Origin of the sequence: Rhodovulum sp. BSW8, assembly GCF_003314725.1 — a bacterium.
Classification (GTDB): domain Bacteria; phylum Pseudomonadota; class Alphaproteobacteria; order Rhodobacterales; family Rhodobacteraceae; genus Rhodovulum; species Rhodovulum visakhapatnamense.
This window is the reverse complement of record NZ_QNVX01000008.1, coordinates 26166-52911: the sequence shown is the minus strand read 5'-3', so window position 1 is coordinate 52911 and position 26746 is coordinate 26166. Positions and strand designations below refer to the sequence as shown.

Annotated in this window: 30 protein-coding genes; 19 read left to right on the top strand and 11 right to left on the bottom strand. The window is 68.3% G+C overall.

Annotation, left to right across the window (positions count from 1 at the left end; genetic code table 11):
* The first annotated feature begins 344 nt into the window (after window positions 1-344).
* Genes DSD19_RS06760 through DSD19_RS06740 form a run of 5 tightly spaced genes read left to right on the top strand, consistent with a single transcriptional unit; the run spans window position 345 to window position 5577 of the window.
* Window positions 345-1079, top strand: coding sequence for a response regulator transcription factor (locus DSD19_RS06760; RefSeq protein ID WP_113669026.1), 735 nt, complete (start codon window positions 345-347; stop codon window positions 1077-1079).
* The gene (locus DSD19_RS06755; protein WP_081382048.1) at window positions 1054-2247 is read left to right on the top strand and encodes an FIST N-terminal domain-containing protein; all 1194 of its coding nucleotides are present in this window, start codon (window positions 1054-1056) and stop codon (window positions 2245-2247) included. Before DSD19_RS06760 ends, DSD19_RS06755 begins: the two co-directional genes overlap by 26 nt.
* Window positions 2244-4490, top strand: a complete 2247-nt coding sequence (locus DSD19_RS06750) for a PAS-domain containing protein (protein ID WP_113669025.1) — start codon at window positions 2244-2246, stop codon at window positions 4488-4490. The genes DSD19_RS06755 and DSD19_RS06750 overlap by 4 nt, the downstream gene beginning before the upstream one ends.
* A 47-nt stretch (window positions 4491-4537) precedes the next feature.
* Window positions 4538-5218, top strand: coding sequence for a hypothetical protein (locus DSD19_RS06745; RefSeq protein WP_243627765.1), 681 nt, complete (start codon window positions 4538-4540; stop codon window positions 5216-5218).
* Window positions 5215-5577: a hypothetical protein gene (locus tag DSD19_RS06740; RefSeq protein ID WP_075784592.1), complete on the top strand. Its 363-nt coding sequence runs from the start codon at window positions 5215-5217 to the stop codon at window positions 5575-5577. Before DSD19_RS06745 ends, DSD19_RS06740 begins: the two co-directional genes overlap by 4 nt.
* 124 nt (window positions 5578-5701) lie before the next feature.
* Here DSD19_RS06740 and DSD19_RS06735 read toward each other — a convergent pair whose 3' ends face one another.
* Window positions 5702-6517, bottom strand: coding sequence for a quinoprotein dehydrogenase-associated SoxYZ-like carrier (locus DSD19_RS06735; protein WP_113669024.1), 816 nt, complete (start codon window positions 6515-6517; stop codon window positions 5702-5704).
* Window positions 6518-6655: 138 nt separating this feature from the next.
* Here DSD19_RS06735 and DSD19_RS06730 point away from each other — a divergent pair, with 138 nt between their 5' ends.
* A complete protein-coding gene (locus DSD19_RS06730; protein ID WP_113669023.1) occupies window positions 6656-7696 on the top strand; it encodes a quinoprotein relay system zinc metallohydrolase 2 in 1041 nt (346 codons plus the stop codon).
* Here DSD19_RS06730 and DSD19_RS06725 read toward each other — a convergent pair.
* Window positions 7674-8309: a hypothetical protein gene (locus DSD19_RS06725; RefSeq protein ID WP_113669022.1), complete on the bottom strand. Its 636-nt coding sequence runs from the start codon at window positions 8307-8309 to the stop codon at window positions 7674-7676. The genes DSD19_RS06730 and DSD19_RS06725 overlap by 23 nt on opposite strands.
* Before the next feature lie 151 nt (window positions 8310-8460).
* Between DSD19_RS06725 and DSD19_RS06720 the strand changes: the two genes are divergently transcribed.
* From DSD19_RS06720 to DSD19_RS06695, 6 genes are all read left to right on the top strand, one after another.
* Window positions 8461-9573 carry an S-(hydroxymethyl)glutathione dehydrogenase/class III alcohol dehydrogenase gene (locus tag DSD19_RS06720; protein WP_113669021.1) on the top strand — a complete coding sequence of 371 codons (1113 nt, stop codon included), beginning with the start codon at window positions 8461-8463 and terminating at the stop codon, window positions 9571-9573.
* An 11-nt stretch (window positions 9574-9584) separates the two neighbouring features.
* Window positions 9585-10421, top strand: coding sequence for an S-formylglutathione hydrolase (gene fghA / locus DSD19_RS06715; RefSeq protein ID WP_113669020.1), 837 nt, complete (start codon window positions 9585-9587; stop codon window positions 10419-10421).
* A gap of 318 nt (window positions 10422-10739) precedes the next feature.
* The gene (gene xoxF5, locus DSD19_RS06710) at window positions 10740-12542 is read left to right on the top strand and encodes a lanthanide-dependent methanol dehydrogenase XoxF5 (RefSeq protein WP_075784598.1); all 1803 of its coding nucleotides are present in this window, start codon (window positions 10740-10742) and stop codon (window positions 12540-12542) included.
* 88 nt (window positions 12543-12630) lie between these two features.
* Window positions 12631-13161: a c-type cytochrome, methanol metabolism-related gene (locus tag DSD19_RS06705; protein ID WP_113669019.1), complete on the top strand. Its 531-nt coding sequence runs from the start codon at window positions 12631-12633 to the stop codon at window positions 13159-13161.
* Window positions 13145-13987 (top strand): substrate-binding domain-containing protein, encoded by an 843-nt coding sequence (locus tag DSD19_RS06700; RefSeq protein ID WP_113669018.1) that lies wholly within the window; start codon window positions 13145-13147, stop codon window positions 13985-13987. The genes DSD19_RS06705 and DSD19_RS06700 overlap by 17 nt, the downstream gene beginning before the upstream one ends.
* Complete coding sequence (locus DSD19_RS06695; RefSeq protein WP_113669017.1) at window positions 13984-14535, top strand: PQQ-dependent catabolism-associated CXXCW motif protein; 552 nt, start codon at window positions 13984-13986, stop codon at window positions 14533-14535. The genes DSD19_RS06700 and DSD19_RS06695 overlap by 4 nt, the downstream gene beginning before the upstream one ends.
* A 9-nt stretch (window positions 14536-14544) precedes the next feature.
* On the opposite strand, the gene DSD19_RS06690 is transcribed toward DSD19_RS06695, so the two are convergent.
* Genes DSD19_RS06690 through DSD19_RS06675 form a run of 4 tightly spaced genes read right to left on the bottom strand, consistent with a single transcriptional unit; the run spans window position 14545 to window position 17355 of the window.
* Complete coding sequence (locus DSD19_RS06690) at window positions 14545-15351, bottom strand: quinoprotein dehydrogenase-associated SoxYZ-like carrier (RefSeq protein WP_113669016.1); 807 nt, start codon at window positions 15349-15351, stop codon at window positions 14545-14547.
* Window positions 15351-16307, bottom strand: a complete 957-nt coding sequence (locus DSD19_RS06685) for a YncE family protein (protein ID WP_113669015.1) — start codon at window positions 16305-16307, stop codon at window positions 15351-15353. Before DSD19_RS06685 ends, DSD19_RS06690 begins: the two co-directional genes overlap by 1 nt.
* On the bottom strand, window positions 16276-16770 hold the full coding sequence (locus tag DSD19_RS06680; protein WP_207802426.1) for an SRPBCC family protein: 495 nt from the start codon (window positions 16768-16770) through the stop codon (window positions 16276-16278). The genes DSD19_RS06685 and DSD19_RS06680 overlap by 32 nt, the downstream gene beginning before the upstream one ends.
* A 60-nt stretch (window positions 16771-16830) precedes the next feature.
* Window positions 16831-17355 carry a DUF3280 domain-containing protein gene (locus tag DSD19_RS06675; RefSeq protein WP_113669014.1) on the bottom strand — a complete coding sequence of 175 codons (525 nt, stop codon included), beginning with the start codon at window positions 17353-17355 and terminating at the stop codon, window positions 16831-16833.
* A 124-nt stretch (window positions 17356-17479) separates the two neighbouring features.
* On the opposite strand from DSD19_RS06675, the gene DSD19_RS06670 reads away from it, so the two are divergent.
* The 7 genes from DSD19_RS06670 to DSD19_RS06640 are packed head-to-tail and all read left to right on the top strand — an operon-like array spanning window position 17480 to window position 23532.
* The gene (locus tag DSD19_RS06670; RefSeq protein WP_113669013.1) at window positions 17480-18664 is read left to right on the top strand and encodes an ABC transporter substrate-binding protein; all 1185 of its coding nucleotides are present in this window, start codon (window positions 17480-17482) and stop codon (window positions 18662-18664) included.
* Between the two features lie 12 nt (window positions 18665-18676).
* Window positions 18677-19666 carry a YVTN family beta-propeller repeat protein gene (locus DSD19_RS06665; RefSeq protein WP_113669012.1) on the top strand — a complete coding sequence of 330 codons (990 nt, stop codon included), beginning with the start codon at window positions 18677-18679 and terminating at the stop codon, window positions 19664-19666.
* Window positions 19667-19701: 35 nt separating this feature from the next.
* Window positions 19702-20670, top strand: a complete 969-nt coding sequence (locus DSD19_RS06660) for an ABC transporter substrate-binding protein (protein ID WP_075784607.1) — start codon at window positions 19702-19704, stop codon at window positions 20668-20670.
* A gap of 6 nt (window positions 20671-20676) precedes the next feature.
* Window positions 20677-21426 (top strand): ABC transporter permease, encoded by a 750-nt coding sequence (locus tag DSD19_RS06655; protein ID WP_113669011.1) that lies wholly within the window; start codon window positions 20677-20679, stop codon window positions 21424-21426.
* The gene (locus tag DSD19_RS06650; protein ID WP_113669010.1) at window positions 21423-22022 is read left to right on the top strand and encodes an ABC transporter ATP-binding protein; all 600 of its coding nucleotides are present in this window, start codon (window positions 21423-21425) and stop codon (window positions 22020-22022) included. The genes DSD19_RS06655 and DSD19_RS06650 overlap by 4 nt, the downstream gene beginning before the upstream one ends.
* Entirely contained in the window at window positions 22022-22747 is a 726-nt protein-coding gene (locus DSD19_RS06645; protein ID WP_113669009.1) for an ABC transporter ATP-binding protein, read from the top strand. The genes DSD19_RS06650 and DSD19_RS06645 overlap by 1 nt, the downstream gene beginning before the upstream one ends.
* A complete protein-coding gene (locus DSD19_RS06640; protein ID WP_113669008.1) occupies window positions 22744-23532 on the top strand; it encodes an ABC transporter permease in 789 nt (262 codons plus the stop codon). Before DSD19_RS06645 ends, DSD19_RS06640 begins: the two co-directional genes overlap by 4 nt.
* Before the next feature lie 5 nt (window positions 23533-23537).
* Here the strand turns inward: DSD19_RS06640 and pqqE are convergent, their stop codons facing one another.
* From pqqE to pqqA, 5 genes are read right to left on the bottom strand one after another with little or no spacing between them, the layout of a single operon-like run.
* Window positions 23538-24623 (bottom strand): pyrroloquinoline quinone biosynthesis protein PqqE, encoded by a 1086-nt coding sequence (gene pqqE, locus DSD19_RS06635; protein WP_113669007.1) that lies wholly within the window; start codon window positions 24621-24623, stop codon window positions 23538-23540.
* Window positions 24620-24898 (bottom strand): pyrroloquinoline quinone biosynthesis peptide chaperone PqqD, encoded by a 279-nt coding sequence (gene pqqD, locus DSD19_RS06630; RefSeq protein ID WP_113669006.1) that lies wholly within the window; start codon window positions 24896-24898, stop codon window positions 24620-24622. Before pqqD ends, pqqE begins: the two co-directional genes overlap by 4 nt.
* Complete coding sequence (pqqC, locus tag DSD19_RS06625; RefSeq protein WP_113669005.1) at window positions 24895-25650, bottom strand: pyrroloquinoline-quinone synthase PqqC; 756 nt, start codon at window positions 25648-25650, stop codon at window positions 24895-24897. Before pqqC ends, pqqD begins: the two co-directional genes overlap by 4 nt.
* Window positions 25647-26543 (bottom strand): pyrroloquinoline quinone biosynthesis protein PqqB, encoded by an 897-nt coding sequence (gene pqqB / locus DSD19_RS06620; protein WP_113669004.1) that lies wholly within the window; start codon window positions 26541-26543, stop codon window positions 25647-25649. The genes pqqC and pqqB overlap by 4 nt, the downstream gene beginning before the upstream one ends.
* Before the next feature lie 24 nt (window positions 26544-26567).
* On the bottom strand, window positions 26568-26666 hold the full coding sequence (pqqA, locus tag DSD19_RS06615) for a pyrroloquinoline quinone precursor peptide PqqA (protein ID WP_075784616.1): 99 nt from the start codon (window positions 26664-26666) through the stop codon (window positions 26568-26570).
* Window positions 26667-26746 lie beyond the last annotated feature (80 nt).

The following is a 26746-nucleotide window of genomic DNA, read 5'->3' as shown; positions in this document are numbered from 1 at the left end:
TCCGTCTTCGGAACGCGGCGCCCGGCCGGCCGGCGGCGCGGCCGGCCCCTTCCGCCCGCCCCGAAGCTGCGCCCGCCGTGGGCGAGCCTCGCAAGCGCGCGGTCAACGACGCAGGATGGCAAGACTTCTGACGCTTCGGAACCGGCATCCCGACAGCCAGCGCCGAGGGCTTCCAGGTTTTCTCGACCTGGTCAACGTCGTCCTGGGATCGGGCTGCGTGGGCGCGAACCTCCGGGTGTCGACAGGTCCGGCGGGCTTTCCAGGACCGTTCGCCCGTGACATGGTCTAAACCGTTGCCTTTTCTCAGCGCGATTTGGTAGCGTCGGACGTGGGAGGAAAGACCAATGAGCCATGAACCGGTTGCGCCGGCATTGACGGCCATAGAGTGCGTTCTGGTCGTCGATGATCACCCACTCTATTCCGATGCGCTTGCCGTCGCCCTTCGGCATGCTTTTCCCGATGCAGAGATCCGGACCGCCACGACGCTCGCCGAGGGTCTTGGGGCGCTTGGATCTGGGTTCTTGCCGGATCTGGTGATGCTGGACCTCAAGCTGCCCGATGTGGCCGGGATCAGCGGCTTTGCCCGGCTGCGCGAGCGTCTGCCGCAGGTGCCGATCCTGGTGATTTCGGCGCTGACCTCGGTCGAGGTGGTGACCGCTCTGATGGACGGCGGTGCGGCTGGGTTCGTCCCCAAAGATGCCTCGATCGACGATCTCAGACTGGCCCTGGCCGAGATCCGCGTCGGCAACCGGTATCTGCCGCTGGCCTATCGCCGGGCCTGCCGGTCGGCGATGCGGGCGCCGCGCGCTGCCAGCGCTCAGGAAATCGGTCGCCGCATTGCCGAACTGACACCGCAGCAGGCCCGCATCATGCGGCTGATTTGCGCGGGCAAGCCCAACAAGCAGATCGCCTATGAACTTTCGCTGGCCGAGGCGACCGTCAAGGCGCATATCACAGCGCTGTTGCGTCGGCTTGGGGTGCAGAACCGGACCCAGGCAGCGGTGCTGATCGAAAGCGCCGCCGTCGATGTCGGAGCGGGGTTCTCGGAGGCCGATGCCCGGGCCTTCCTCAGCCAGTAGCGTCCGGGATGGCGCCGCAGCCGGATCCGGGTCCGGAACCCTTGGTGTCGGGCTGTCGCGCACCGCCGACCCGGCGCGTGCCGCGGCCGAGGCGGCGGCACAGATCAACCGGAGCCAGGCGCGGTTCGTGCTGGCCTTCATTCCCGATCGGCTGGCGCGCGCGCCGCTGGCCGAAGCGCTGGCGCGGCAACTGCCGGGCCTGCCCGTCTTCGGATGCAGCTCGGCCGGGCAGATCACGCCCGAGGGCTACGAGGACGACGCGTTGCTGCTGTTGGCCTTTCCGCGCGCCCATTTCCGCTGTGCGACTCGGCTGATCAGCCCGCTCTCGCCGTTTTCGATCGAACAGGTTTCGGCCGAGGCCCGCCGCCTGGCTGCGCAATTCGCCCATAGCGCGCAATGGAACCGGCTGGCGCTGATCTTCGCGGATGGCCTCTCCAAGCAGGAAGACCTGCTGGTCACGGCGCTTGCGGCGGGGCTCGAGGATGTGCCGGTCTTCGGCGGGTCGGCCGCCGATGCGCTGCGGTTCCGGGAAACCGCGATCCTGCAGGACGGAGCGCTGCACCGTGATGCCGCCCTTCTGGTGCTGATCGAGACCGATCTGGACTTTCGCGGGCTCGGCTTCGACCATTTCCTGCCGACCGAACACCTGATGGTGGTGACCGACGCCGTGCCCGAGGAGCGGCTGGTGCTGGAACTGAACGGGGCGCCCGCGGCCAAGGAATATGCCCGGCTCGTCGGCTGTCCGGTCGAGGCGCTCAGCCCGCAGGTCTTTGCCGAACATCCGGTGCTGGTGCGCAACAATTCGATCTACCATGTGCGGGCGATCCAGAAGGTGGCCGAGACCGGGGCGCTTTCGTTCCTGTCGGCAATCGATGACGGGCTCTTGCTGACGCTCGGGCGCGGGCGCGAGATCCTGCGGACGCTCGAGGAGGAGCTTGCTGTGACCGACGCGGCCGGGCGGGCGCCGGACTTCATCCTGGGCTTCGACTGCTTCCTGCGAAAGCTCGAGATCGGGCAGAAGCAGCTGACCGCCCCGGCTTCCGAGATCCTGCGCGGCCACCGGGTGCTGGGCTTCAACACCTATGGCGAACAGCATTGCGGGGTGCATGTGAACCAGACCTTTGTCGGCGTCGCTTTCTTCGAGCCCCGCACCCGGGGGCTGGCATGATCGACCCGGACGAGCCGCCGGAGGTCATCATCGCGCGGCAGGCGCGTATCATCGACGCGCTGATCCGGCGCAGCAACCGCCAGCACGACATGGGCGGTAGCGCATACGGGCTTTTTCAGTCGGCGGTCGCGCTGCAGGGGCAGGTCTGGGCCAAGACCCGCGATCTGGAACGGACATCGACCGAGCTTGAGCGCGCCCGGGTCGACCGCGAAGAGACCCGCCTGCGGCTGAGCGAGGCGCTCGATGCGATGGAAGGCGGGTTCGCGCTGTTCCACGAAGGGCGGCTGCAGGTCTGCAACGACCTTTTCAAGTCTATCCTGCCCGATATTTCCGCCCGCATCCTGCCCGGCCTGACGGTCGAGGACTATTTCCGCGCGGTGCAGTCAAGCCGGGCCCTGGCCGATCCCGACCGCGCCTGCCGCGATCTGGCCGAGGCGATCACCCGACGCACGGCCGATGGGGCGAGTCTGACCTTCGTGCTGGAATTGCAGGGCGACCGCTGGTTCCAGATCGCGCGGCAGCGCACCCGGTCGGACAACCTGATCCTGACCCAGACCGAGATCACCGACATCGTCCGCAAGAACCGGATGGAAAAGGATCTGCTGATCGACATGCAGGCGCATTACCTGCAGGCCGCCTTCGATCACATGACGCTGGGGATTTGCACCTTTTCCCGGACGGGCGAGGTCACGATCCGGAACGGCCGGTTCCGCGAGCTGCTGGCGCTGCCCTATACGCTGGTGCAGGACGGCACGACTTTCGGGCAGATCCTGCGCCATGTAAAAGAGAACCGTCTGGTCGCCGAAGCCGACATTGCCGATATCGACCTCTGGCTGACGCGGCTGCGGGCAGAGGGCCAGCTGCGCCGGCGTCTGCGGCATGCAAGCGGCCGGGTGTTGGATCTGCATGTGCATCTCTTGCCCGATCGGGGCTTTCTGGCCGACATCTCGGATGTGACGCTGGAATCGCGGGCGACCGAGGTGCTGGAAAAGCGGGTCGAGGAACGCACCTTCGAGCTGACCGAAGCCAACCGGCGGCTGCGCGACCAGCATGCGGTTCAGACCCGGGTCGAGGAAGAGCTGCGCCAGGCCAAGGCCGAGCTTGAGGCTGCGATGAGTTCGAAGACGCGGTTTCTTGCCGCCGCGAGCCACGATCTGCTGCAGCCGGTCAATGCCGCCAAGCTGATGATCTCGACGCTGCGCGACAGCGCGCGTGGCAGCGGGCTCGAGCCGATGGTCGAGCGTCTGCAGGGCTCGTTTGCCTCGATGGAATCGCTTTTGCGGGCGCTGCTAGATCTGTCGCGGCTGGAAAGCACCGGGGCGGCGCTGACGCCGGGGCCGGTCTGTCTGGGGCCGATCATGCGGGCGCTGGGCGAGGATTACGCGATGGTCGCGGCCGAAAAGGGCATCCGGCTCGATGTGATCCCGGCCGCACTCTGGGTCGAGAGCGATCCGCAATTCCTGATGCGGTCGCTGCAGAACCTTCTGGTGAACGCGATCCAGTATACCGAAACCGGCCGGGTTCTGGTCGGCTGCCGCCGCCGCGGCGGCCGGGCGCTTTTGCAGGTCTGGGATACCGGGATCGGCATTTCCAGCGAGGATCAGACGCGGATCTTCGAGGAGTTCACCCGGGCAGGCAACGTGCCACCGGGCTCGGGCATGGGGTTGGGCCTGTCCATCGTCGAACGCACTTGCCGGCATCTGGGCCACGATCTAAGCGTCCGCTCGGCCCCGGGGGTGGGGTCGGTCTTCTCGATCGCGCTTGATCGGGTGGAGCCGCCAGAGGCGGTCTGCCGGACGGGCTGCGACGAGCGGGCAGGCGGTGCGGGCGACGGGATCGACGGGGTGCTCGTTCTGGCGGTCGAAAACGACAGCGACGTGCTTTTTGCCATGACGCGCGCGCTTGAATCCTGGGGGGCCGGGGTGCTGGCCGCGCGCTCGACCGCCGGGGCGCTGGGCCTCGTGGCCGAGATCGGCATGGCCCCCGACCTGATTCTGGCCGACTATCAGCTTGATGGCGAGGACAATGGCGTCCTCGCCATCGACGCGCTACGCCGTGCCGCGGGCGTGAGGGTTCCGGCGATCATGATCACCGCCGATGTCAGCGAGGCCCTGCCGCGGATCGCGGCGGACCGGGGCTTTGCGGTGCTGCGAAAGCCCGTCGATCTGGTGCGGCTCCGGCCGCTGATCGGCCGGACCTTGCGGGCGGGCGCGCCGGTCATGGCCGACGAAAGTCTGGCGTGACAGGCAGGGCCGCGCGGCTAGGCTCGGTGGCAGAGGGAGGACGGGCGATGCGCAGCAGGATGGTGGGTCTTCTGGCCGGGCTTTTGCTGGCGGGGGCTGCAAGCGCCCTGTTTGCGGCCGATACGGCGCCCGGCGAGGCCTATGACCTGATCTTCCGGACCGGCACGCTTGACGGGGTGTCGCGCAACGAGGGGCTGGTCTATCGGCGGTCGGTTCAGAACGACGCCCTGCCGGGGGAGGCGGCGGCCGAGACCGGAGAGCTGCGGCTGGTCTTTCCGCCCGGCGCGCCCGACACGGCCGATCTCCGGCTGATCGAGGGCGAGCGGTTTCGCGCCATCGGCAGCTTTCCGGCCGGGGTCGGCAACCCGGTCGCGATGTACTTCGTCGAGAGCGTCGTGCGCGACATGGCCCGGACGATGGGCGGCAGCCCGTTCTACATCCGCAACCGCCTGAAGGAGGCCCTGATGCGCCCGGCCGAACGGCGACCGGTGCGCGCGTCCTGGGGCGCGGGTGAAGTGGCGGCCGAGGTGGTGGTGCTGCATCCGTTCGAGGCCGATCCGGCGCGCGCCCGGATGGGCGCCTTTGCGGATATGGAGATCGCGGTGACGGTCTCGGACGCGGTGCCGGGCTGGTATCGCAGCCTCTCGGCCACGGTCCCCGGGTCCGGGGGCGCGGCCTATGCCGCGCGGCTGACTCTGACAGAGCCCGCAGCGGAGCCGGGGCAATGAGGCGGGCGGTGTTTCTTCTGGCGGTGGCGCTGGGCACCGGGTCGGCCGGGTCGGCGGCGGCCGAGGATGTGGTGGCCGCGCTGAACGACTATCCGACCGCCGTCCGGGCCGATTACGTCTTTGCCTGCATGGCCGTAAACGGGCAGGGGCACGACGTGCTGCAGAAATGCGCCTGTTCGATCGACACCATCGCGTCGATTCTGCCTTACGAGGCCTATGTCGAGGCCGAGACCGTGCTGTCGCTGCAGCAGGTGGGGGGCGAGCGGATGTCGATGTTCCGGACCGCGCCCACGGCCCGGGCCTTCGTGGCCGAGCTGCGCCGCGCCCAGGCCGAGGCCGAGATCGTCTGTTTCGAGTGAGGGCGGGGCTCCCGCCCCCGGCCTGCACGGGGCTTCGCCCCGCTTGTCCGGCGTTGGGCCGGGCCGCGCGCCGGGCGCGCGGCGCCTCCGGCGGGGGTATTGGGACCAAGAAGAAGAGTGGGGATCAGATCTGGCCGTCTTTCGGCAGATCCTGTTCGAAGACATGGCCGTCGGTGTCCTCGGCCCGGACATGCAGGCTGGGGGCGCCATTGTCGGCATAGGAAAAGCGGAAGACCGGGTTTTCGCTGATCGAGATGCCGCCCTCGACGCGGAACAGAAGCTCGCCGCCCTGACGCACCTCGATCCGGTCGAGATAGAGCGGCGGGATGAAGAGCTGGGTCACCTGATCGCGCTGCAGGCCGGAATAGTTCGGGTGGCGGATCATGATCTGGGCCTCGCGCCGGGGTGTCGAAAGCGCGGGGGCTGTGTCGGCGAAGGGCTTGAGCCGCATCCGGCCGATATCGGCCAGCGCCAGATCGGGGCTCTTGCTGGCCGGGGCCGAGCAGCCGCCCGAGGCCTTGACGAAGCGGCCGTCCATGAAGAGGCCGGTTTCGGTATTGGCGATCACCCGGACGTTGGAATACTGGTTGACGCGCACCCGAAGCTCGAGGTCGAGCGGCGCCATGGCCGGGCCGAAGACGATGTCGGCGGCCAGCGGCATCGGGTTTTCGTCGATCACCAGGCGGGCGCGGGCGATATGCGCCTCGGGGTCGGTCTGGCGGATCCGGATCGGGACGGTCGCGGCCTCTTCGGCGCGGTAGGGGGCCTCGATTTCGAAGGGCGCGGGGCCTTCGGCGAGCGTCGCGCCTTGGCCCAGGATCTGCGGCCGGATCTCGTCCCAGACCGGGCTTGCGGTCAGCGGGTTGTCGCGGGGGCTGTCTTCGGCGGTTGCGGGCATGGCGGCCAGCGCGGCCAGCGCCGCGGCGATGACGGTCTTCATGGGAACCTCCCTTTCCGCATGAGATACGGATGAGGATGCCATAGCGGCAGGGCTCTGCCCATCGGCCAATGGTCGGTGTCGATCACGCCTGCGGGATCGGGCAGGATCGGTGTCGGGACGCATCGGCAGGGAGGGGGCATGTTCGAGGCGGTCGTGACGCTGTGCCTGGCGCTGTCGCGCGAGATGTGCCGCGAGGTGACGCTGCCCGGGATCTGGGCGGCCAAGGTTGAGGACTGCCGCGCGGCGCTGGCGGCGGTGTCCGGGGTCACCGGGGGGCCGGAGCTTGTGGCGGACGGGCCGCCGCGGTGCCGGGAGGCGGGGCCCGCGTTGGCCTTCGACGAGATCGCGCCGGGGGTTCTGGTGCATCGGGGCGAGGTGGCCGAGGCCGATCGGGGCAACCTTGGCGACATTGCCAATATCGCCGTTGTGATCGGCACACGCTCGGTCGCGGTGATCGACAGCGGCTCGGCGCGCTGGATCGGCGAGGCGGTCTGGCGGGCGATCCGGGCGCGGACCGCGCTGCCGGTCAGCCATGTGATCCTGACCCATGTGCATCCCGATCATGTCTTCGGGGCCACGGCCCTGACCGAGGCCGGGGCCATGGTGGTGGCCCATGCGGGGCTGGCGCGCGCGCTGGCCGACCGGCAGGCGGGCTATCTCGACAGTCTCGGCCGGCTGATCGGGCCTGCGGCCCTGATCGGTACCGTCCCGCCGCCGGTCGGCCGCGCGGTCTCGGGCGAGGCCGAGATCGATCTTGGCGGGCGGGTGTTGCGGCTTCGAGCCTGGCCGCCTGCCCATAGCGGCACCGACCTGACCGTTCTCGACAGCGCAAGCGGCGTGCTTTTCGCGGGCGATCTGGTCTTCGACGGTCATCTGCCCGCGCTTGACGGCACGGTGCGGGGCTGGGCCGCGGTGCTGGAAGAGATGAGGCAAGACGGTGCCTCCCTGGTCGTGCCCGGCCATGGCGGGCCGGTGCTGCCCTGGCCCGCAGGCGGGGCCGCGACCGCGCGCTATCTGGAGGTTCTGGCGCGGGATGCGCGGGCGGCCGTCGCGAAAGGCGAACGGCTCGGCGACGCGGTCGGCCATATCGCCGCGGAAGAACGCGGGCGCTGGCGTCTGTTCGATGCCTTCAATGCGCGGAACGCGACCGTGGCCTTCACCGAGATGGAGTGGGAGTGACCGCAGCCGCCTGCAGCATCTGCGCGATGGCGTAAAGCCGCTTTTCCAGCAGCACCGGCGTTTCGCAGACATAGGTCAGCGATTTCTGCCGGTCGGTATAGATGCGCTCGTCCCAGGCGATCTGCTCCTCCAGACTGTCGGCGCGGTCGTAATCGGGTGGCTCTGCCGCCATTGCCGCGTCCATCTCGGTGCGCGCCGCGTCGATCCGTTCGGCAAGCGCGGTCTGTTTCAGCGCGTAGGATTGGATCCCTTTCATGATGGTGCGGCGCTGGGCGGCGAGCCGGTCGAAGCTGGCCTGGAACAGAAGCCCCATCAGGTCGGGACCGGCCGCCTGCGCGGCTGCGAACTGCGCCACCTGCGGGCCGAGGTCTTCAAGCGAGAGCCGCCGGAGCGCGAGCCGGGCGGCAAGATCGGTCACGGTCGCGCGGGTCTCGGGGGCGAGGGCGGCGAGCCCCTCGGGGTCGATCGGTTCGGGCCACATCAGGCCCGGCGAAAGCCGGTCGATCTTGCGCTGGATGCAGGGCCAGGTCGGGTCCGAGAAATCGGCCGCCGCCGCGGGCAACGCCCCGCAAAGCGCCCCCAGCACGGCCGCCATCGTCGCAATAGTCCGCATGTCTGATCCTCCCATCGGGGACTCTACCGGACCGGCGCTGCCTGTCCACCGGATCGCATACCAACCAAGGTCGCAATTGCCGGTGGAAAGGGGGGCTTCCATACTCGTAACTTAAGAGAAATCTAAGAACCGTCTCCGGAGGAACTATCCCATGAGAACCCGTGCCGCCGTGGCCTTTCAGGCGGGCAAGCCGCTTGAAGTGACCGAGGTCGAACTGGACGGCCCCCGCGAGGGCGAGGTCCTGGTCGAGATCAAGGCGACCGGCATCTGCCATACCGACGAATTCACCCTTTCGGGCGCCGACCCGGAGGGGCTTTTCCCGGCGATCCTGGGCCATGAGGGCGCGGGCGTGGTGGTCGAGGTCGGCCCCGGCGTGAAAAGCGTCAAGCCGGGCGATCACGTGATCCCGCTTTACACGCCCGAATGCCGCGAATGCGACTATTGCCTGAACCCCAAGACCAACCTCTGTCAGGCGATCCGGACCACCCAGGGCCAGGGGCTGATGCCCGACGGAAGCTCGCGCTTTCGCACGCTCGATGGCGACCCGATCCTGCATTACATGGGCTGTTCGACCTTCTCGAACTACACCGTGCTGCCCGAGATCGCGGTCGCGAAGATCCGCGAGGACGCGCCCTTCGACAAGGTCTGCTATATCGGCTGCGGCGTGACCACCGGCGTCGGTGCGGTCGTCAACACCGCCAAGGCCGAACCCGGTTGCCGGGCGGTCGTCTTCGGGCTGGGCGGGATCGGGCTGAACGTGATCCAGGGCCTGCGGATGATCGGCGCCGACCAGATCGTGGGGGTGGACCTGAACCCCTCGAAGAAGCAGATGGCCGAACGCTTCGGGATGACCGATTTCGTCAACCCGTCCGAGGTCGAGGGCGATCTGGTGCCCTATCTGGTCAACCTCACCAAGGGTGGCGCGGATTACAGCTTTGACTGCACCGGCAACGTCAAGGTGATGCGTGCCGCTCTGGAATGCGCTCACAAGGGCTGGGGCGAGTCGATCATCATCGGCGTGGCGCCGGCAGGGGCCGAGATTTCGACCCGGCCGTTCCAGTTGGTCACCGGGCGCACCTGGAAGGGCACCGCCTTCGGGGGCGCACGCGGCCGGACCGATGTGCCGAAGATCGTCGAGTGGTACATGCAGGGCAAGATCGAGATCGACCCGCTGATTACCCACACCCTGACGCTGGACGAGATCAACAAGGGCTTCGATCTGATGCATTCGGGCGAAAGCATCCGCAGCGTGGTCCTGTACTGAGGCCGCGCGGGATGGATGTGGTCACCCAGAACAGATGCTTCGACGGGGTGCAGATGGTCTGCACCCACCCGTCCGAGGTCTGCGGCACCGACATGACCTTCGCGGTCTACCTGCCGCCCCAAAGCGAAACCGGACCGGTGCCGGTGCTGTGGTATCTGTCCGGGCTGACCTGCACCCATGAGAACGCGATGACCAAGGGCGGCTTTCAGGAACATGCCGCCGCCCATGGTCTGGGCGTGGTCTTTCCCGACACCTCGCCCCGCGGCGAAGGGGTCGCCGATGACGAGGCCTACGATCTGGGTCAGGGCGCGGGGTTCTACGTGAACGCCACCCGCGCGCCCTGGGCCGCGCATTACCGGATGTACGATTATGTGCTGACCGAACTGCGCGATCTGGTGCTGGGGCGTTTTCCGCTGGCCGACCGCCACGGGATCACCGGGCATTCGATGGGCGGGCACGGGGCGCTGACGCTGGCGTTGCGCAACCAGGACCGGTTCGACTCGGTGTCGGCCTTCGCGCCGATTGCCAATCCGACCCAGTCCGACTGGGGCCGCAAGCAGCTAAGCGCCTATCTCGGCGATGACGAAGCCGCCTGGGCATGCTACGATTCCAGCATTCTTCTTGAGGAATACGGCTGGAAGGACGCGATCCTGATCGACCAGGGCGCGGGCGACCAGTTTCTCGATCTGCTGCGCCCCGAGGCGCTGGCGGGCGTTCTGGCCCGCCGCCGGCAGGCGGGGCTCGTCCGGATGCAGCCGGGCTACGACCACAGTTACTATTTCGTCGCCAGTTTCGCGGGCGAGCATGTCGCCTGGCATGCCGACCGGTTGCACCGGCCGCGCAACTGACGGATCGCAGGGAGGAACCGCCCATGACCGGAGGGGATCGCAGCACGGGACGGCGCGCGGCCCCCGGCTCCGGTCAGGCCGGGTCTGTCGCCTCCTGCCCCGTCGATGACGGACCTGCGGCCGCCCTGACCCGGCCGCGGCACCGGTCCCGGACCATTTCAGCAGAGGAGGGCCACGCCTGACATTTCCGAACGCGGCATCGGAGGGAGGACCAGAACATCCGATCGCCACGCATTCCGGTCTTGAAGCGCCCGGACAGTGTGTCCGTCGCGCGACTGACGCCGGAACAAGGACAAGACCAACGCAAGGGAGTTGAACATGAGAACGATCTACGCCTTGACGTCTGTGATCGCCCTCTCGACGGGCACTGCGGCGCTGGCCAACGATGCGCTGCAGCAGATGATAGACGACCCGACCCAATGGGCGATCCAGATGGGGGACTACGCCAACCATCGCTATTCCAAGCTCGATCAGATCAATGCCGACAACGTGGGCGATCTGAAGGTGGCCTGGACCTTCTCGACCGGGGTCCTGCGCGGCCATGAGGGCTCGCCGCTGGTGATCGGCGACACGATGTACGTGCATACGCCATTTCCCAACATCGTCTATGCGCTTGATCTGAACGACAATGGCCGCATCAAGTGGCGCTACGAACCCAAGCAGGACACCAGCGTCATTCCGGTGATGTGCTGCGATACCGTCAACCGCGGCGTGGCCTATGCCGACGGCAAGATCATCCTGCATCAGGCCGATACCACCGTCGTGGCGCTCGACGCCAATACCGGCGAGGTGCTGTGGTCGGTCAAGAACGGCGATCCCGAGAAGGGCGAGACCAACACCGCCACGGTGCTGCCGGTCAAGGACAAGGTTCTGGTCGGCATCTCGGGCGGCGAGTTCGGGGTTCGCGGCTCGGTCACGGCCTACAACCTGGAAACCGGCGAGCGCGAATGGCGTGCCTATTCGATGGGTCCGGACAGCGACACGCTGATGGACCCGGAAAAGACCACCATGCTGGGCAAGCCGGTCGGCGTCGATTCCGGCACCGCGACCTGGGAAGGCGACCAGTGGAAGATCGGCGGCGGCACCACCTGGGGCTGGTATTCCTACGATCCCGACCTGAACCTCGTCTATTACGGCACCGGCAACCCCTCGACCTGGAACCCCAGCCAGCGTCCGGGCGACAACCGCTGGTCGATGACCATCATGGCCCGCGATCCCGATACCGGGATGGCGAAATGGGTCTATCAGATGACGCCCCATGACGAATGGGACTTCGACGGCGTCAACGAGATGATCCTGACCGATCAGGAAGTCGACGGGCAGATGCGCAAGCTGCTGACCCATTTCGACCGGAACGGCCTGGCCTATACGCTTGACCGCGAGAGCGGCGAGTTGCTGGTGGCCGAGAAATACGATCCGGCGGTGAACTGGACCACCGGCGTCGACATGGACCCGGATTCCGACACCTACGGCCGACCCGCCGTGGTGGCGGAATATTCGACCTCGCAGAACGGCGAGGACGAGAACACCACCGGCATCTGCCCGGCGGCGCTGGGCACCAAGGACCAGCAACCCTCGTCCTACTCGCCCAAGACCGGGCTCTTCTACGTGCCGACCAACCATGTCTGCATGGATTACGAACCGTTCCGCGTCAGCTACACCGCCGGCCAGCCCTATGTCGGCGCCACGCTGTCGATGTATCCCGCACCCGACAGCCATGGCGGCATGGGCAACTTCATCGCCTGGGACAACATAAAGGGCGAGATCAAGTGGTCGATCCCGGAACAGTTCTCGGTCTGGTCGGGGGCGATGGCCACGGCGGGCGACATCGTCTTCTACGGCACGCTCGAAGGCTATCTGAAGGCGGTCCGGGCCGATACCGGCGAGGAGCTTTACCGCTTCAAGACGCCCTCGGGCATCATCGGCAACGTGATGAGCTACGAACATGGCGGCAAGCAGTATGTCGCGGTGCTGTCGGGGGTCGGCGGCTGGGCCGGGATCGGGCTCGCGGCGGGGCTGACCAACCCCAATGACGGGCTTGGCGCGGTGGGCGGCTATGCCGCGCTCAGCGACTACACCGCGCTCGGCGGCCAGTTGACCGTGTTCACCCTGCCGGACTGATCCGGCAGTCGCCTGCCAGAGGGACCGGCGCCGCCATGCGTGCGCTTCGGCGGCGCCGGTCCCGACGATAACAGAACAGGGTGCGAAGATGACGAAGATGAAACGCCTGCTTCTCGCGGGCCTTGTGACCGGGATCGCCAGTGCGGGTGCTGCGGCCGACAACGTGGCGCAGCAGGCCGGTAGCGACAGCGCCGCCGTGACCGAAGAGAACGGCCGCTATTTCACCGCCGACGGGATTCCCACCTACAAGGTGGCGGCCGATGGCACGGTCGACTGGCTGACCTTTTCGGGCTTCCGGCGCTATCATTCCGAATGCCATGTCTGCCATGGCCCCGACGGGATGGGCTCGACCTATGCGCCGCCGCTCAAGGATGCGGTCGAGCAGATGGACTATTACGATTTCGTCTACACCGTCTCGAACGGGCGCGAGAATGTCGACGTCTCGCACCAGAAGGTGATGCCCTCCTTCGGACACAACAAGAACGTGATGTGCTATCTCGACGACATCTACGTCTATCTCAAGGCGCGCGGCGACGACGCGATCCCGCGCGGCCGGCCGGCCAAGAAAGAGGCGAAATCCGATGCCATCGCCGAGGACGTGAATGCCTGCATGGGCTGACATTTTCGCGGCAGCGTCCTGCGCGGCCCTGCTTTGCTCCCTGGCGGGCGCCGGGCAGGCGCAAACCTCGGATCTGGTCTCGAAGACCGCGTTCCGGGTTTGCACCGACCCGGCCAATCTGCCGCTGTCGGACGATCAGGGCGAGGGCTACGAGAACCGGCTGGCCGAGCTGTTCGCCCGCGAGCTGGGGCTGCCTGTGGAGTATACCTGGTATCCGATGGCGACCGGCTTCATCCGCAACACGCTGAGGGCCAATCGCTGCGATGTCGTGATGGGCTATGCCCAGGGCGACGAGATGGTGCTGAACACCAACCATTACCTGACCTCGTCCTATGTGCTGGTGGTGCCGCGCGAAGGGCCGCTGGCCGGGGTCGAGACGCTGTCCGACCCCGCGCTGCAGGGCCGCCGGATCGGCATCGTCGCGGGCAGTCCGCCCGCCACTCATCTGGCGCGGGCCGGGCTGATCGGCATTGCCCGGTCCTATCCGCTGATGGTCGACCGACGCCACGACTCGCCCGCCGAGGACATGCTGAGCGATCTCGCCTCGGGCGAGACGGCGGCGGCGATCCTCTGGGGGCCGATCGGCGGGCCGCTTGTGAAGGTCGGCTATCCCGGGCTGAAGGCGGTGCCGCTCATCCATGAAGAGCTGCCGCCCCGGATGGTCTACCGCATCACCATGGGGGTCCGCCCCGGCGACAAGGTCTGGCAGCGCAAGCTGAATTCGCTGATCCGCCGCCACCGGGGCGAAATCGACGCGATCCTGCGCGAGGCCGGGGTGCCGCGTCTCAATGACATGGGAACGGCGGTGCTGGACGCGGGGCAGTGAGGCGCGGCGCGGCCGCCCTGGCTCTGGTAGCGCTGGCCCTGCCCGTCATGGCGGGTGTGCCGGAGCCGTCCGGCTACCGGATGGGCGACTACCGCGCGCCGGTGCCGGAGACGCTGGAAGGCGCCCGTGTGGTCGGCCCCGAAGAGGCGCATGCGCTTTGGGCGGCGGGCGGGGCGGTCTTCGTCGATGTGCTGCCGCGCGCGCCCCGGCCCGCGAACCTGCCCGAAGGCGCGTTCTGGCGCGACCGCCCGCGGCTCTCGATCCCCGGCGCGGTCTGGTTTCCCAATGCCGGCTATGGCGCCATCGCCCCGGTGACCGATACCTGGTTTCGCGACGGGCTGCGCGCGGCCACCGGCGGCGACAGGACCCGGCCGCTGGTCTTCTTCTGTCTCGACGACTGCTGGATGAGCTGGAACGCCGCCAAACGGGCGCAATCCTATGGCCATAGCAAGGTGATCTGGTTTCCCGAGGGCACCGATGGCTGGAGCTTCATGGATTACCCTGTCGAGGAGCTGACCGCCGCGCCGGGCGAGCCCGTCACGCAGTAACCGGCCCCCTCAATAGCCCGGGAAATCCTTCCCGGCATGGGCGACTATGCCGTCGGTATCGGTCATGGTCGCCTCGGCGCGCCGGGTGCCTGCGGGGACGTCCAACCCGATCTCGGGGTTTTCCGACAGCGAGATCGACCCGGTGAGCGCGGCGAAGGGCTGGCCGTCCAGGTCGATCTTTAGCCTTTCGACGTAGCGCATCGGGATGAACAGAAGCGTCACCTGATCGCGTTGCAGCCCCGAGAGGCTTGGATGGCGGATGCCGATCCCCAGCCGCGCCTCCGGCCCGCCATGGGCAAGCGCGGCCAGCCGCCCGGCGGCGCCAAGGGGCGTCCTCTCGAGGCGCATCTCGCCCAGCCGGGCCAGGGTCGCGTCGGGGTCGGTGCCGGGCGGTGCGGCGCAGGCGCCCTGACCCGAGGTCTTGACGAACCCCTCGGCCAGATAGACCTCGCCATCGGCGGTCTCGGCCAGCACATGCAGGGGCGTCGGCCCGTTGATCCGGAAGGTGATGTCGAAGGCCAGCCGGGGGTGTGGCCGGGCAAGCTCCAGCACTGCCGAGACCGGCATCGGGTTCTCGTCCAGCACCACGGTGACGCGCTGGATCAGCCGCCCGCCCGGGCCTTCGGCCTCGACCCCGATCACGGTGCGGGCGTCGTTTTCGGTCCGGTAGGGGCTGGCGATCCGGATCGCCTCGCCCGCAGGCAGGGGTGTGCGTCCCTCCAGCAGCATCGGCGCGATGGCGTCCCAGGCGGTCTCGGCGGTCTGAGCCGAAACCGGCGTCGCGGCAAGCAGCAGGCACAACAGGACCGGGCGCATCACGGAGCCTTTGCGATGAATCGCCCGAAGGCGCGGGGACCGTCGCCGGTTTCGATCTCGCCGGTGGCGGTCAGGGTTTCGGCATCGATCAGGGTGACGCTGTTCGAAAACCAGTTGGCCACGACGACGGTGCGGCCGTCGCCCGCGCTGTCGATGCCTTCGGGATATTCGCCGACCGCGATTTCGGCCAGCGGCGCCAGCGTGGCAAGGTCCAGCACGCTGACGGTATCGGCATACTGGTTGGTGACGAAGGCGCGCTCGGCGGCGAAAGCCACGCCATAGGGTCGGGTGCCGACCGGCAGGGTCGCGAGGATCGTGCCCGCCTCGGGATCGAGGACGCTGACATCGTCCGAGCCGACATTGCCGACGAAAAGCCGCCCGTCCGGTGCAAAACCCAAGCCGAAGGGGCGGGAGCCGACCGCGATGCGCGCGTGAAGCCCGAGCGTCGCCAGATCGAAGACCGAGACCTGATCGGCATCGCGGTCGGCCGAGGCGAGCCAGCGCCCGTCGGGCGACACCGCAAGCCCTGCGGGCGCGCTGCCGGTGGCAAGACTGGCCGTGACCGTCATCGTGGCGGCGTCGATGACCCAGATCCGGGCATTGTACCAGTCCGACACGAAGACCCGGCCGCCCGTCACGGCCACGCCCATCGGCCCGCCCTCGAGCGCAAGCCGCCCGGTCTCGGCGCCCGCCGGATCGAACCGGCGCAGCGTCTTGCCCTCGGGCGAGACGACGAAGACCGCGCCGGGCGCCACGGCCACCCCGGCTGGCTTGCCGGGCACGTCGATCCGGGCGCGCTCGGTCCCGGCCGCGAGATCGAGGATCGACAGCCCGTCGCCGTTCTGCACCGTCACATAGGCCAGATCCCCCGCCGCGGCCGGGGCGGCGGCGAGGGCCAGCAGGGCCGCAAGGGCGGCAAGGGGTCTAGGGCGCGCCAAATCGCGCGACCAGCGCATCGAGCCCCGCCTGATAGACCGCCGAGACGGCGGCGATGGCGGCCTCGTCGTTCAACTCGGGCGGCGGGTCGTTGTTGGGATAGCCGCGGTAGAACGCGCCGCGCCATTCGACCTCGGACCCGCCGCCGTCGCGCGGCTTGACCGTCAGATGCGAGGAATAGTTGGTGACCGGCAGAATCTCGACCTTCACGTCGGTGATCCGGTAGGAATAGCTCATCTTGCTGGCGTCGTATTTGTAAAGCACCTCTGAAATCGTCGGCCCGTCGGCCGTGCCAAGATTCAGAACGCGGGTCGCGTCGATGGCATTGCCGCCCTCGCCGTCGCTGGCGGCGACCGCCGGATGCCAGCTCATGTCCTGGAAATTGCCGATGGCGCCCCAGACCTCTTCGGGCGGGGCGGCCAGATCGGCGGTCAGGGTGATCTTCTGGCGCGTCGGTCCATGGGCCAGCGCCATGGCGGGCATCAGGGCGACAAGGCCCGCCAGGGCCGCGCGTCTTGCGATGGGTGTCACGAGTTTCCTCCCTCACTCTTTCCCGAAATAATGGTTGTCCAGGATGTAGCGGATGCCGCGCAGCCAGGACTCGTCGGTGTTCGACCGGATATCGACCGACCGGCCCCGGACCATCCGGCCCTCGGGCATTTCCAGCAGCACCAGGTTCATCGACAGGATCAGGTTCGAGACCTTCTGGACCTCGCCCTCCAGCACATAGGCGGCGCCAAGTTTCCGCCCCATCCGCAGATCGCAGCCATAGCATTTCGCCGGGTTGACCGTGGCCTCCAGCTCGGCGGCGACGGGGCTCAGGTCCATCAGCGTGAAGCCCTCGGCGCGAAAGCGGCGAGCGACCTCGTCCCGCAGCAGGGCAAGCCGCGCGGTTTCATCGTCGCGGGCGCCGAAATAGGCGCCCTCGGTCGAGGTGTCGAGGAAGGCCACGCCCAGAAAGGCAACCGGCCCCTTGCGGTCAAGCGGCGGACTCTCGGGCGCCCCGGCTTGCGCGGCGCCGAAGGGCAGCGCGGCAAGCAGGACGGTCAGGGCGAAGCGGCGCAACATCGTGCCAGCTTAGGAACGGCCGGGGTCGCTTCAATGCGCCTTTAGTATCGGTTTCCCCCGGCCGGGATCGTCTGCCACAGTCGGGCTGCGGGGCCCGCCAAGAGGCCCGACCGGGAGGATACCCATGCTGCGCCCGATCTGCCTGCTGCTTGCGGCGGCGCTTGCGGTCCTGTCCGCGGGCGGTGCCGCCGCGCTTGAAGTCCGGGTGGGCGTGATCCGGGTCGACCGGCCGCAGCTGGCGCCGATCTCGCGCCTTGAAGAATGGCCCCGCGATCTCGGCTTTGCCGGGGGGCGGCTTGCCGACGAGGACAATGCCACGACGGGGCGCTTTCTCGGCCATACCTATGTCACTGAAACCGCGGCGGTTCCGCCGGACGCGGCCGAGGCCGCGCTTGACCGGATGCTGGGCGAGGGCCTGCGGCTTTTCGTGGCGCTGGGGCAGGGGGACGATGTGCTGGCACTGGCCGACCGGGCCGGGGACGGGGCCTTGCTGCTGAATGCGGGCGCGCGCGAGACGCGGCTGCGCGATGCCGATTGCCGGGCCAATCTGCTGCATGTGGCGCCCAGCGAGGCGATGCTGGCCGATGCGGTGGCCGAATTCGCGATCTGGAAGAAATGGATGCGCTGGGCGCTGATTTCGGGCTCGCATCCCGGGGACCGGGCGATGGCCGAGGCCTATCGCCGGGCGGCCGCGAAATTCGGTGCGAAGATCGTCGACGAGCGGGTTTTCGAGGATACCGGCGGCAGCCGGCGCACCGATACCGGCCATGTCCTGGTGCAGCGCCAGATCCCGGTCTTTTCCGAGGGGATGAAGGACCACGATCTGGTGATCGCGGCCGATGCCTCGGACGTGTTCGCGCCCTATCTGCCGTTTCACATCTGGGACCCGCGCCCGGTGATGGGCGCGGCGGGGCTGCGCCCAGTCAGTTTTCACGCCGCCACCGAGGCCTGGGGCGCGACCCAGTTCCAGCGCCGGTTCGAGGCGCTGACCGGCCGTCAGGTCCGCGAGGAGGACTACCAGGTCTGGCTGGCGCTCCGGGTGCTGGGCGAGGCGGTGACGCGGACCGATACCGCCGATCCGGCCGAACTGCGCGCCTACATGCTGGGCCCGGAGTTCGAGCTGGCCGCCTTCAAGGGCCAGAAGGTGACGTTTCGGGACTGGAACGGTCAGCTGCGCCAGCCGGTCCTGCTGTATGACGGGCGGATCAATGTCAGCGTCTCGCCGCAGGACGGCTTTTTGCATCAGCGCTCGCCGCTCGACACGCTGGGGCTCGACGCGCCAGAGTCGTCCTGCGCGGCATTCAGATAGGGGCGGAAGGGAATGGACATGAAAGCGATGCTGATCGCGCTGGCCTTGGCGCTGGGGGCAACCGGCGCCCAAGCCAACAAGGTCTTCGTCTCGAACGAGAAGGGCAACACCGTCACGGTGATCGACAGCGACAGCTGGACGGTCATCGACGAATTCGCCGCCGGCAACCGCCCGCGCGGCATCACCATCAGCCCGGACGGCACCAAGTTGTACGTCTGCGCCTCGGACGATGACACGGTGCGGGTCTTCGACACCGCCACCCATGACGAGCTTTACACCCTGCCCTCGGGCCCCGACCCCGAGCTTTTCGTGCTGAACCACAGCGGCAACCCGCTTTACATCGCCAACGAGGACGACAACCTGGTGACCGTGGTCGATACCGAGACCCATGCCGTGCTGGCCGAGATCCCCGTGGGTGTCGAGCCCGAGGGCATGGCGATCAGCCCCGACGGGCGGGTCGTGGTCAACACCTCGGAAACCACCAACATGGCGCATTTCATCTCGACCGAGGATTACCAGATCCACCACAATATCCTGGTCGACCAGCGCCCGCGCTATGCCGAATACACCGCCGATGGCCGCAAGCTTTATGTCAGCGCCGAGATCGGCGGTACGGTCAGCGTGATCGACATCGCCGGGGACGGCACGCCCACTCTGGTCGATACCATCCGCTTCGAGGTGCCGGGCGTGCTGCCCGAATGGCTGCAGCCGGTTGGCATCCGCGTCACCTCGGACGGCAAATGGGTCTTCGTGGCGCTGGGCCCCGCCAACCGGGTCGCGGTGATCGACGCGGCCACCGACGAGGTGGTCGACTACATCCTGGTGGGCCAGAGGGTCTGGCAGATGGCTTTCACCCCTGACGAGGCCTTCCTGATCACCACCAACGGCAATTCCAACGATGTCACCGTGATCGACGTGGCGCGCCAGAAGGCGCTGCGCTCGATCCAGGTGGGTCAGCAGCCCTGGGGCGTGGCGGTGACCCCGGACGGAACCCCCGACTGAGCATGTGGAAACGCGCAGCGAGAGGGAGGACATAGATGCTGAAACGACTGACGGGCGCGGCGCTGGCGGTTCTGGCCTTTCTGGGTCCGGCCCGGGCCGAGGATCTGCCGCAACTGCGCGCGGCGGTGCTGAAGATCGGCACCGTGACCTGGGAGCTTGAAACGATCAAGGCGCATGGCTTCGACCGGGCGCATGGGTTCGAGCTGGTGCTGGCGCCCTATGCCGACAATGGCGCGACCCGGGTCGCTTTCGAGGGCGGCGCGGCCGAGACGATGGTCGCCGACTGGATCTGGGTCGCGCGCCAGCGCGCCGCGGGCCGGCCCTATGTGGCGATCCCCTATTCCACCGCGGTGGGCGGTCTGGTGGTGCCCGCGAACAGCGATGCCGAAACGCTGGCCGATCTGGCGGGTGGCAAGATCGGCATTGCGGGCGGGCCTCTGGACAAGTCCTGGCTGATCCTGCGCGCCTATGCGCAGGCCGAATACGGGATGGACCTGGAGGCCGCGACCGAACAGGTCTTCGGCGCGCCGCCGCTGATCTTCAAGGCCGGGAGGTCGGGCGATCTGCAGGGCGCGATCAACTTCTGGCATTTCCTCGCCAAGATGCGCGCGGGCGGCATGCGCGAACTGGTTTCGGTCTCGGAGGCCTCGACCGCGCTCGGGCTCGACCCGGGGACGCCGCTTCTGGCCTACGTGCTGGACGAGGATTTCATCGCGGCCCATCCCGGGATCGACCGCGCGCTTTACGCGGCCTCGCGGGATGCCAAGGACCTGCTGGCAACCGACGATGCCGCCTGGGACGAGATCCGGCCGCTGATGAACGCCGGGACCGACGCCGAGTTCGAGGCGTTGCGGGCAGACTGGCGGGCGGGCGTTCCCGCGCCCGGCAATGTCGCGCCCGAGGCCGCCGACCGTCTTCTCAGGTTGATGGCCGAGCTTGGCGGCGCCGATCTGGTGGGGGAGGCGACGACGCTGCCCGAGGGCACCTTCGCCGTGGTCGAGTGAGCCGCGATGCCGGACCGGATCGTCGTGCCCCTTGTCTCGATCCTGGGGCTTTTTGCGCTTTGGGCGGGGGCGGCCGCGCTGACGGCCGACCCGCAGATCCTGCCCTTTCCCTGGGCGCTGGCCGAGCCCCTTGCCGAAGCGATCCGGTCGGGCGAGTTGCCCTATCATCTGGGCCGGACGCTGATCCGGGTGGCCTGGGCCTTCTGTCTGGCGATGGCCCTGGGGCTGGCGCTGGGGCTGGCGATGGGGCGTCTGCCGCGGCTCGACCGCTGGCTCGACCCCTGGCTGGTGGTGTTCCTGAACCTGCCCGCGCTGGTTTTGATCGTGCTCTGCTATCTCTGGATCGGGCTGACCGAAACCGCGGCGATCGTGGCGGTGACGCTGAACAAGATCCCGCAGGTGACGACCGTGATCCGCGAGGGCGCGCGGGCGCTGTCGCGCGATCTGGACGCCATGGCCCGGGTCTACCGGATGCCGGGGCTGGCGCGGCTGCGCCATGTGGTGTTGCCGCAGCTGGCGCCTTTCATCGTGGCGGCGGCGCGCTCGGGCATCGCGGTGATCTGGAAAATCGTTCTGGTGGTCGAGTTTCTCGGCCGGTCGGACGGGATCGGGTTCCAGATCCACCTGTATTTCCAGCTGTTCGACGTGACGATGGTGCTGGTCTATGCGCTGTCCTTCGTCGTGGTGATGCTGGCGGTCGAATGGCTGTTCCTGCAACCCTGGGAACGCCGCATCCGGCGCTGGCGCGCGGCATGATCCAGGTCCGACTGCTGTCGAAACGCTTTGGCGCGGCCGAGGTGCTGGGCCGGATAGACCTGCAGATCGCGGCGGGCGAGACCGTCGCGCTGCTGGGGCCGTCGGGGATCGGCAAGTCGACGCTTCTGCGGATCGTGGCCGGGCTCGATCCCGATTTCGAGGGGCGGGTCCAATGCCCCGAGCGCATCGCCATGGTGTTTCAGGAACCGACCCTGCTGCCCTGGCGGACGGCGCTGCAGAACCTGCGGCTGGTGCACCCGGGCCTCAGCCGGGCCGACGCACAGGACATGCTGGCCCGCGTCGGGCTGACCGACAAGGGCCGGGCCTATCCGGCGCAGCTGTCGCTGGGCCAGCAGCGGCGGCTGGCGCTGGCGCGGGCCTTTGCGGGGCGGCCGCAGGCGCTGGTGCTGGACGAACCCTTCGCCTCGCTCGATCCCGAGACAGCCGAGGCGATGCTGGCCCTGACCGAACGGCTGATCGCCGAGGCGCGGCCCGCGACGCTTCTGGTCACCCATGCCCGGGCCGAGGCCGAGCGGCTGGCCTCGCGCATCCATGTCCTTGTCGGCCAGCCGGCCGTGCTGCGGGAGGGGGCGTGATGGCCGAGGCGCTGCGGCTGGAGCATGTCAGCCTGTCCTACGGGACGCGGCAGGCGCTGGACGATGTGTCCTTCTCGGTCGCGCCGGGGCGGTTCTGTGCGCTGCTGGGGCCGAACGGCGCGGGCAAGTCGACGCTGTTCGGGCTGATGACCCGGCTTCTCGTCACCCGCTCTGGCCGGATCGAGATCGCGGGCCATGACATCGCCCGCGCGCCGCGCAAGGCGCTGGCCCGGATCGGCGTGGTGTTCCAGCAGCCGACGCTGGATCTCGACCTGACGGTGGCGCGCAACATGCGCTATTTCGCGGCGCTGCACGGGCTGTCGGGGCGCGCGGCCGCGATCCGGATCGACGCGGCGCTCGACCGGCTGGCGATGCGCGAGCGGGCGGGCGAGAAGGCGCGCGCGCTGAATGGCGGGCACCGGCGGCGGATGGAGATTGCCCGCGCGCTGGTTCACGAGCCCGACCTCTTGCTGCTGGACGAGCCGACGGTGGGGCTCGATGCGATGAGCCGCAAGGCGATCACCGCGCATGTCCACGATCTGGCCGAGGACGGGCTGAGCGTGCTGTGGGCCACCCATCTGGTCGACGAGATCGGGCCCGGGGACGATGTGGTCGTGCTGCACCGCGGCCGGGTGCTGCGGCAGGCTCTGGCCTCTGACATCGCGGGGCCCGCGGGTCTGGCCGAGGCGTTTCTGGAGATGACCGCCGAAGGCGGCGGGGCATGAACGGCTGGCTGTCCGCCCTGCGCGCCATCGTCGGACGCGAGGCGCTGCGCTTTCTGCATCAGCGCGGAAGGTTTCTTTCGGCGCTGGTGCGGCCACTGGTCTGGCTCGTGGTCTTTGCCGCCGGGTTTCGCGCGGCGCTGGGCCTCTCGATCATCCCGCCCTATCAGACCTACATCACCTACGAAGTCTACATCGTCCCCGGGCTTTGCGGAATGATCCAGCTTTTCAACGGGATGCAATCGTCGCTGTCGCTTGTCTACGACCGCGAGATGGGGTCGATGCGGCTTTTGATGACCTCGCCGCTGCCGCGCTGGTGGCTGCTGTTCTGCAAGCTGAAGGCAGGCGTCGCGGTCTCGATCCTGCAGGTCTATGCTTTTCTGGCCATTGCCGCCGGGTTCGGCATCGTGCTGCCACCCCTGGGCTATCTCTGGGCCTTTCCCGCGCTGATCCTCAGCGGGCTGATGCTGGGCGCCTTGGGGCTGTTCATCTCGTCGACCGTGCGGCAGCTGGAAAACTTCGCGGGCGTGATGAATTTCGTGATCTTCCCGATGTTCTTCCTGTCGACCGCGCTTTATCCGCTATGGAAGATGGCCGAAAGCTCGCGGCTTCTGCGCGACATCTGCGCGTTGAACCCCTTCACCCATGCGGTCGAGCTGATCCGGTTTGCGCTTTATCAAAGCCTGAATGGCTGGGCGCTGCTTTGGGTGGCCTCGGGCTTTCTTGTCTTCTTCCTGCTGGCGCTCTGGGGCTACGACCCGGCGCGCAGCCGACCGGGGCGGGACTGAGGCGGTCAGCCCGCCGCTGCGCGCCAGAGGATTTCGGGCGCCTCCGTCGCGGCGAAGGCCTCGGCCCGGGCCAGAAGCGCTGCGTGATGCGGCGACTTGATACAGACCGGGTCGGCCGCCGCCGGATCGCCCGCCAGCGCCATCGCCTGACAGCGGCAGCCGCCGAAATCGACGGTCTTGCGCGCGCAGCCGGAACAGGGCTCGCGCATCCAGCCGGTGCCGCGATAGGCGGCGAAGGCAGCGCCCTCATACCAGATCTCTGCCAGCGGACGGTCGCAGAGGCTGTCGAAGACAAGGCCCGGGATGGTCTGGGCGGCATGGCAGGGTAGCACCGTGCCTTCGGGCGTGACGTTCAGCCCGGTCGTGCCCCAGCCGCCCATGCAGCGCTTGGGATAGTCGGAATGGTAATCGGCCCGGACATAGTCGATGACCAGCACACCCTTCAGCCGGGCACGGGCCTCGGCCACGGCGGCATCGGCGGCGCGGGCCTGGGCGCGGGTCGGCATCAGTGCCGCGCGGTTCTTCAGCGCCCAGCCATGGAACTGGACGGTCGCGACCTCGATCCGCCGCGCGCCCATCTCGACCCCCATCTCGATGGCACGCGGCAGCTGATGCAGGTTCTGGCGGTGCAGGACCGCGTTCAGGGTCAGCGGAAAGCCGATCTGCCCGATCAGCCGCGCGACCTCGAGCTTTCGCTCGAACCCGCCGTGATAGCCGCCGATCCGGTCGGCCATGGCGGCATCGGTGCCCTGCAGCGACAGCTGGATATGGTCGAGCCCGGCGGCATCGAGCGCGCGCAGCCGCTTTTCGGTCAGCCCGATGCCGGAGGTGATGAGGTTGGTGTAAAGCCCGGCCGCCCGGGCCTCGGCCACCAGATCCGTCAGATCGCGCCGGGTGGCGGGTTCGCCGCCCGAGAGGTGGAGTTGCAGCACACCCAGATCGGCCGCCTGCCGGAAGATGTCGGCCCAGGCGGCGGTGTCGAGTTCGCTGTCTTTCCGGGTCAGCTCCAGCGGGTTCGAGCAATAGGGGCAGGCCAGCGGGCAGCGATGGGTCAGCTCGGCCAGCATGGCGATGGGGGGCGGGACACTCACTGGCGGATCTCCAGAAAGCGGCGGTCGAGGAGCGCGCCCAGAAAGCCCTGGCTGTCGGCGGCAATTTCGGCCTCGGGGGCGTCATAGGCCGCGGCCAGCGCGGCTGCGATGGCGGCGAAACTGCGGATGCCGTCGATTTCGGCCAGGATCGCCCGGCCGGTCTCGTCAAGCGCCAGCGTGCGTTCGGGCGCCAGCAGCACCCAGCCGCCACGCACCCGGTCCCGATGCAGACGCACGCCGCGCGGCAGGACGGGAATGTCGTCGGGCCCGATCATGATGCCCGCGCAAGCGCCAGCCCCTCGCCCGGCCGCCAGGCGCCGGGCGGGATGCGGGCGGGCGCGACATAGGCGGAATGAAGCGCGTCGAGCTGCGACCACAGAACATCGGTCTTGAAAATCAGCGCATTGGCGGCGGCGTCCTGACGGTCTGCGGTGTCGGCATGATCCAGCACCCAGGCCAGCCCGAAGGCCACGTCCTTCGGCGCCTCGGTCAGGCGCTTGCGGAAATAGGACAGGCTGCTGTCATCGGCGAACGCGTAGTTCCGCAGCAGGCCCTCGATCCGCTCGGCATGGATCTTCGGCGCGAAAAGCTCGGTCAGCGACGAGGCCACCGCCTCGAGCAGCGACCGTTCGAGGACGAAGCGCACATAGGCATCGACGGCAAAGCGGGTGGCGGGCAGCACACCCGCGCAGGAGGCGACGTAGTCGGGGTCGAGCCCCACCGCGACGGCCAGCCTCAGCCAGCGCGCGATGCCGCCCTCGTTGTCCTCGCTGCCGTCGTGATCCTCGATCCGCGAGCGCCAGGCCCGGCGCAGGGCCGGGTCCTCGACCCGCGAGAGGAAGGCCGCGTCCTTCATCGGGATGCGGGACTGGTAGTAATAGCGGTTGATGACCCAGGCGCGCACCTGATCGGGGCTGCATTGCCCGCCATGCAGCAGGCCGTGAAACGGGTGCAGGTCGTGATAGCGCTCGGCGCCGATCCGGCGCAGCCGTGCCTCGAAGGCCTCGCGTGTCGCGGGGGTGTTCATGGGACGATCTCCAGTCCATCCTGTCCGACGATCCAGCCCGCCGCCTCTGCCTCGGCCCGTTCGGGGCTGGCAGGATCGAGCACCGGATTGGTGTTGTTCATGTGCACGAAGACCTTCTGTCCCACGCCGAGCCCGGCGAAGGCCCGGATGGACCCCTCGGGCCCGCTCATCGAGATATGGCCCATCCGCCGCCCGGTCTTTTCGCCAAGCCCGGCCCGGATCATCTCGTCATCGCGCCAGAGCGTGCCGTCGAAGAAGACAAGCGCCGCGCCCGTCAGCCGGGCCGCCAGATCGGGGGGGATCGCGGCGCAGCCGGGGATGTAGAAGGCCTCGGTTCCGCCTGCCTCCAGCCGGACGCCGACGGTCTGTTCGCCGACGAGGTCGGTCTCGACCGTGTCGCCCTCAAGATAAAGCGCGACCTTGCCCGGCACCGGGAAAAGCTCGGCCGTGAGACCGGGCGCCAGCGTGAAGGGGCGGCCAAGCGCCACCGTCTGGCGCCGGACGAGGCCGGGCTTCAGCGCGCCGAAGATCGGGTTGGCGTCCAGCACCTTGTGGATCGCGGCGGTGGCGATCAGCGCGAAGGGCTGCATCTCTCGCAGGGTCAAAAGCCCCGCCACATGGTCGATATCGCCATTCGTCACAAGAACGGACCGAAGCGGCACGTCGCGCAGCCCGGTCGGATGCAAGGGCGGGCAGTGGGTCAGTTGCTGACGGATATCGGGCGAGGCGTTCATCACCGCCCAGTCCCGCCCGTTGCCGGTCACCGCCAGCGAGGACTGGGTCTGGGCCGCAACCCGGCCCGCCCGGGCCGCCCGGCAATTCGGACAGCCGCAATTCCATTGCGGCAGCCCGCCACCGGCCGCCGCCCCGAGAATGCGTGCGCGAAGCGCCATCGTCGCGCTCCGCGCGCCGGCGGATCAGAACAGAACGCCGTCGTCTTCGCCGCTGTCGGGGCCGTACATGTTGATTTCCATGCCGCATTCGATTTCGCGGATGACGGGGGTTTTCCAGCTCATTGTGATCTCCTCCCAGAGTCGGTCTTGGAACAGATCCAGAGTGTCCGGCGGAACCGCATGCCGGTCAAAGACTATGTTCT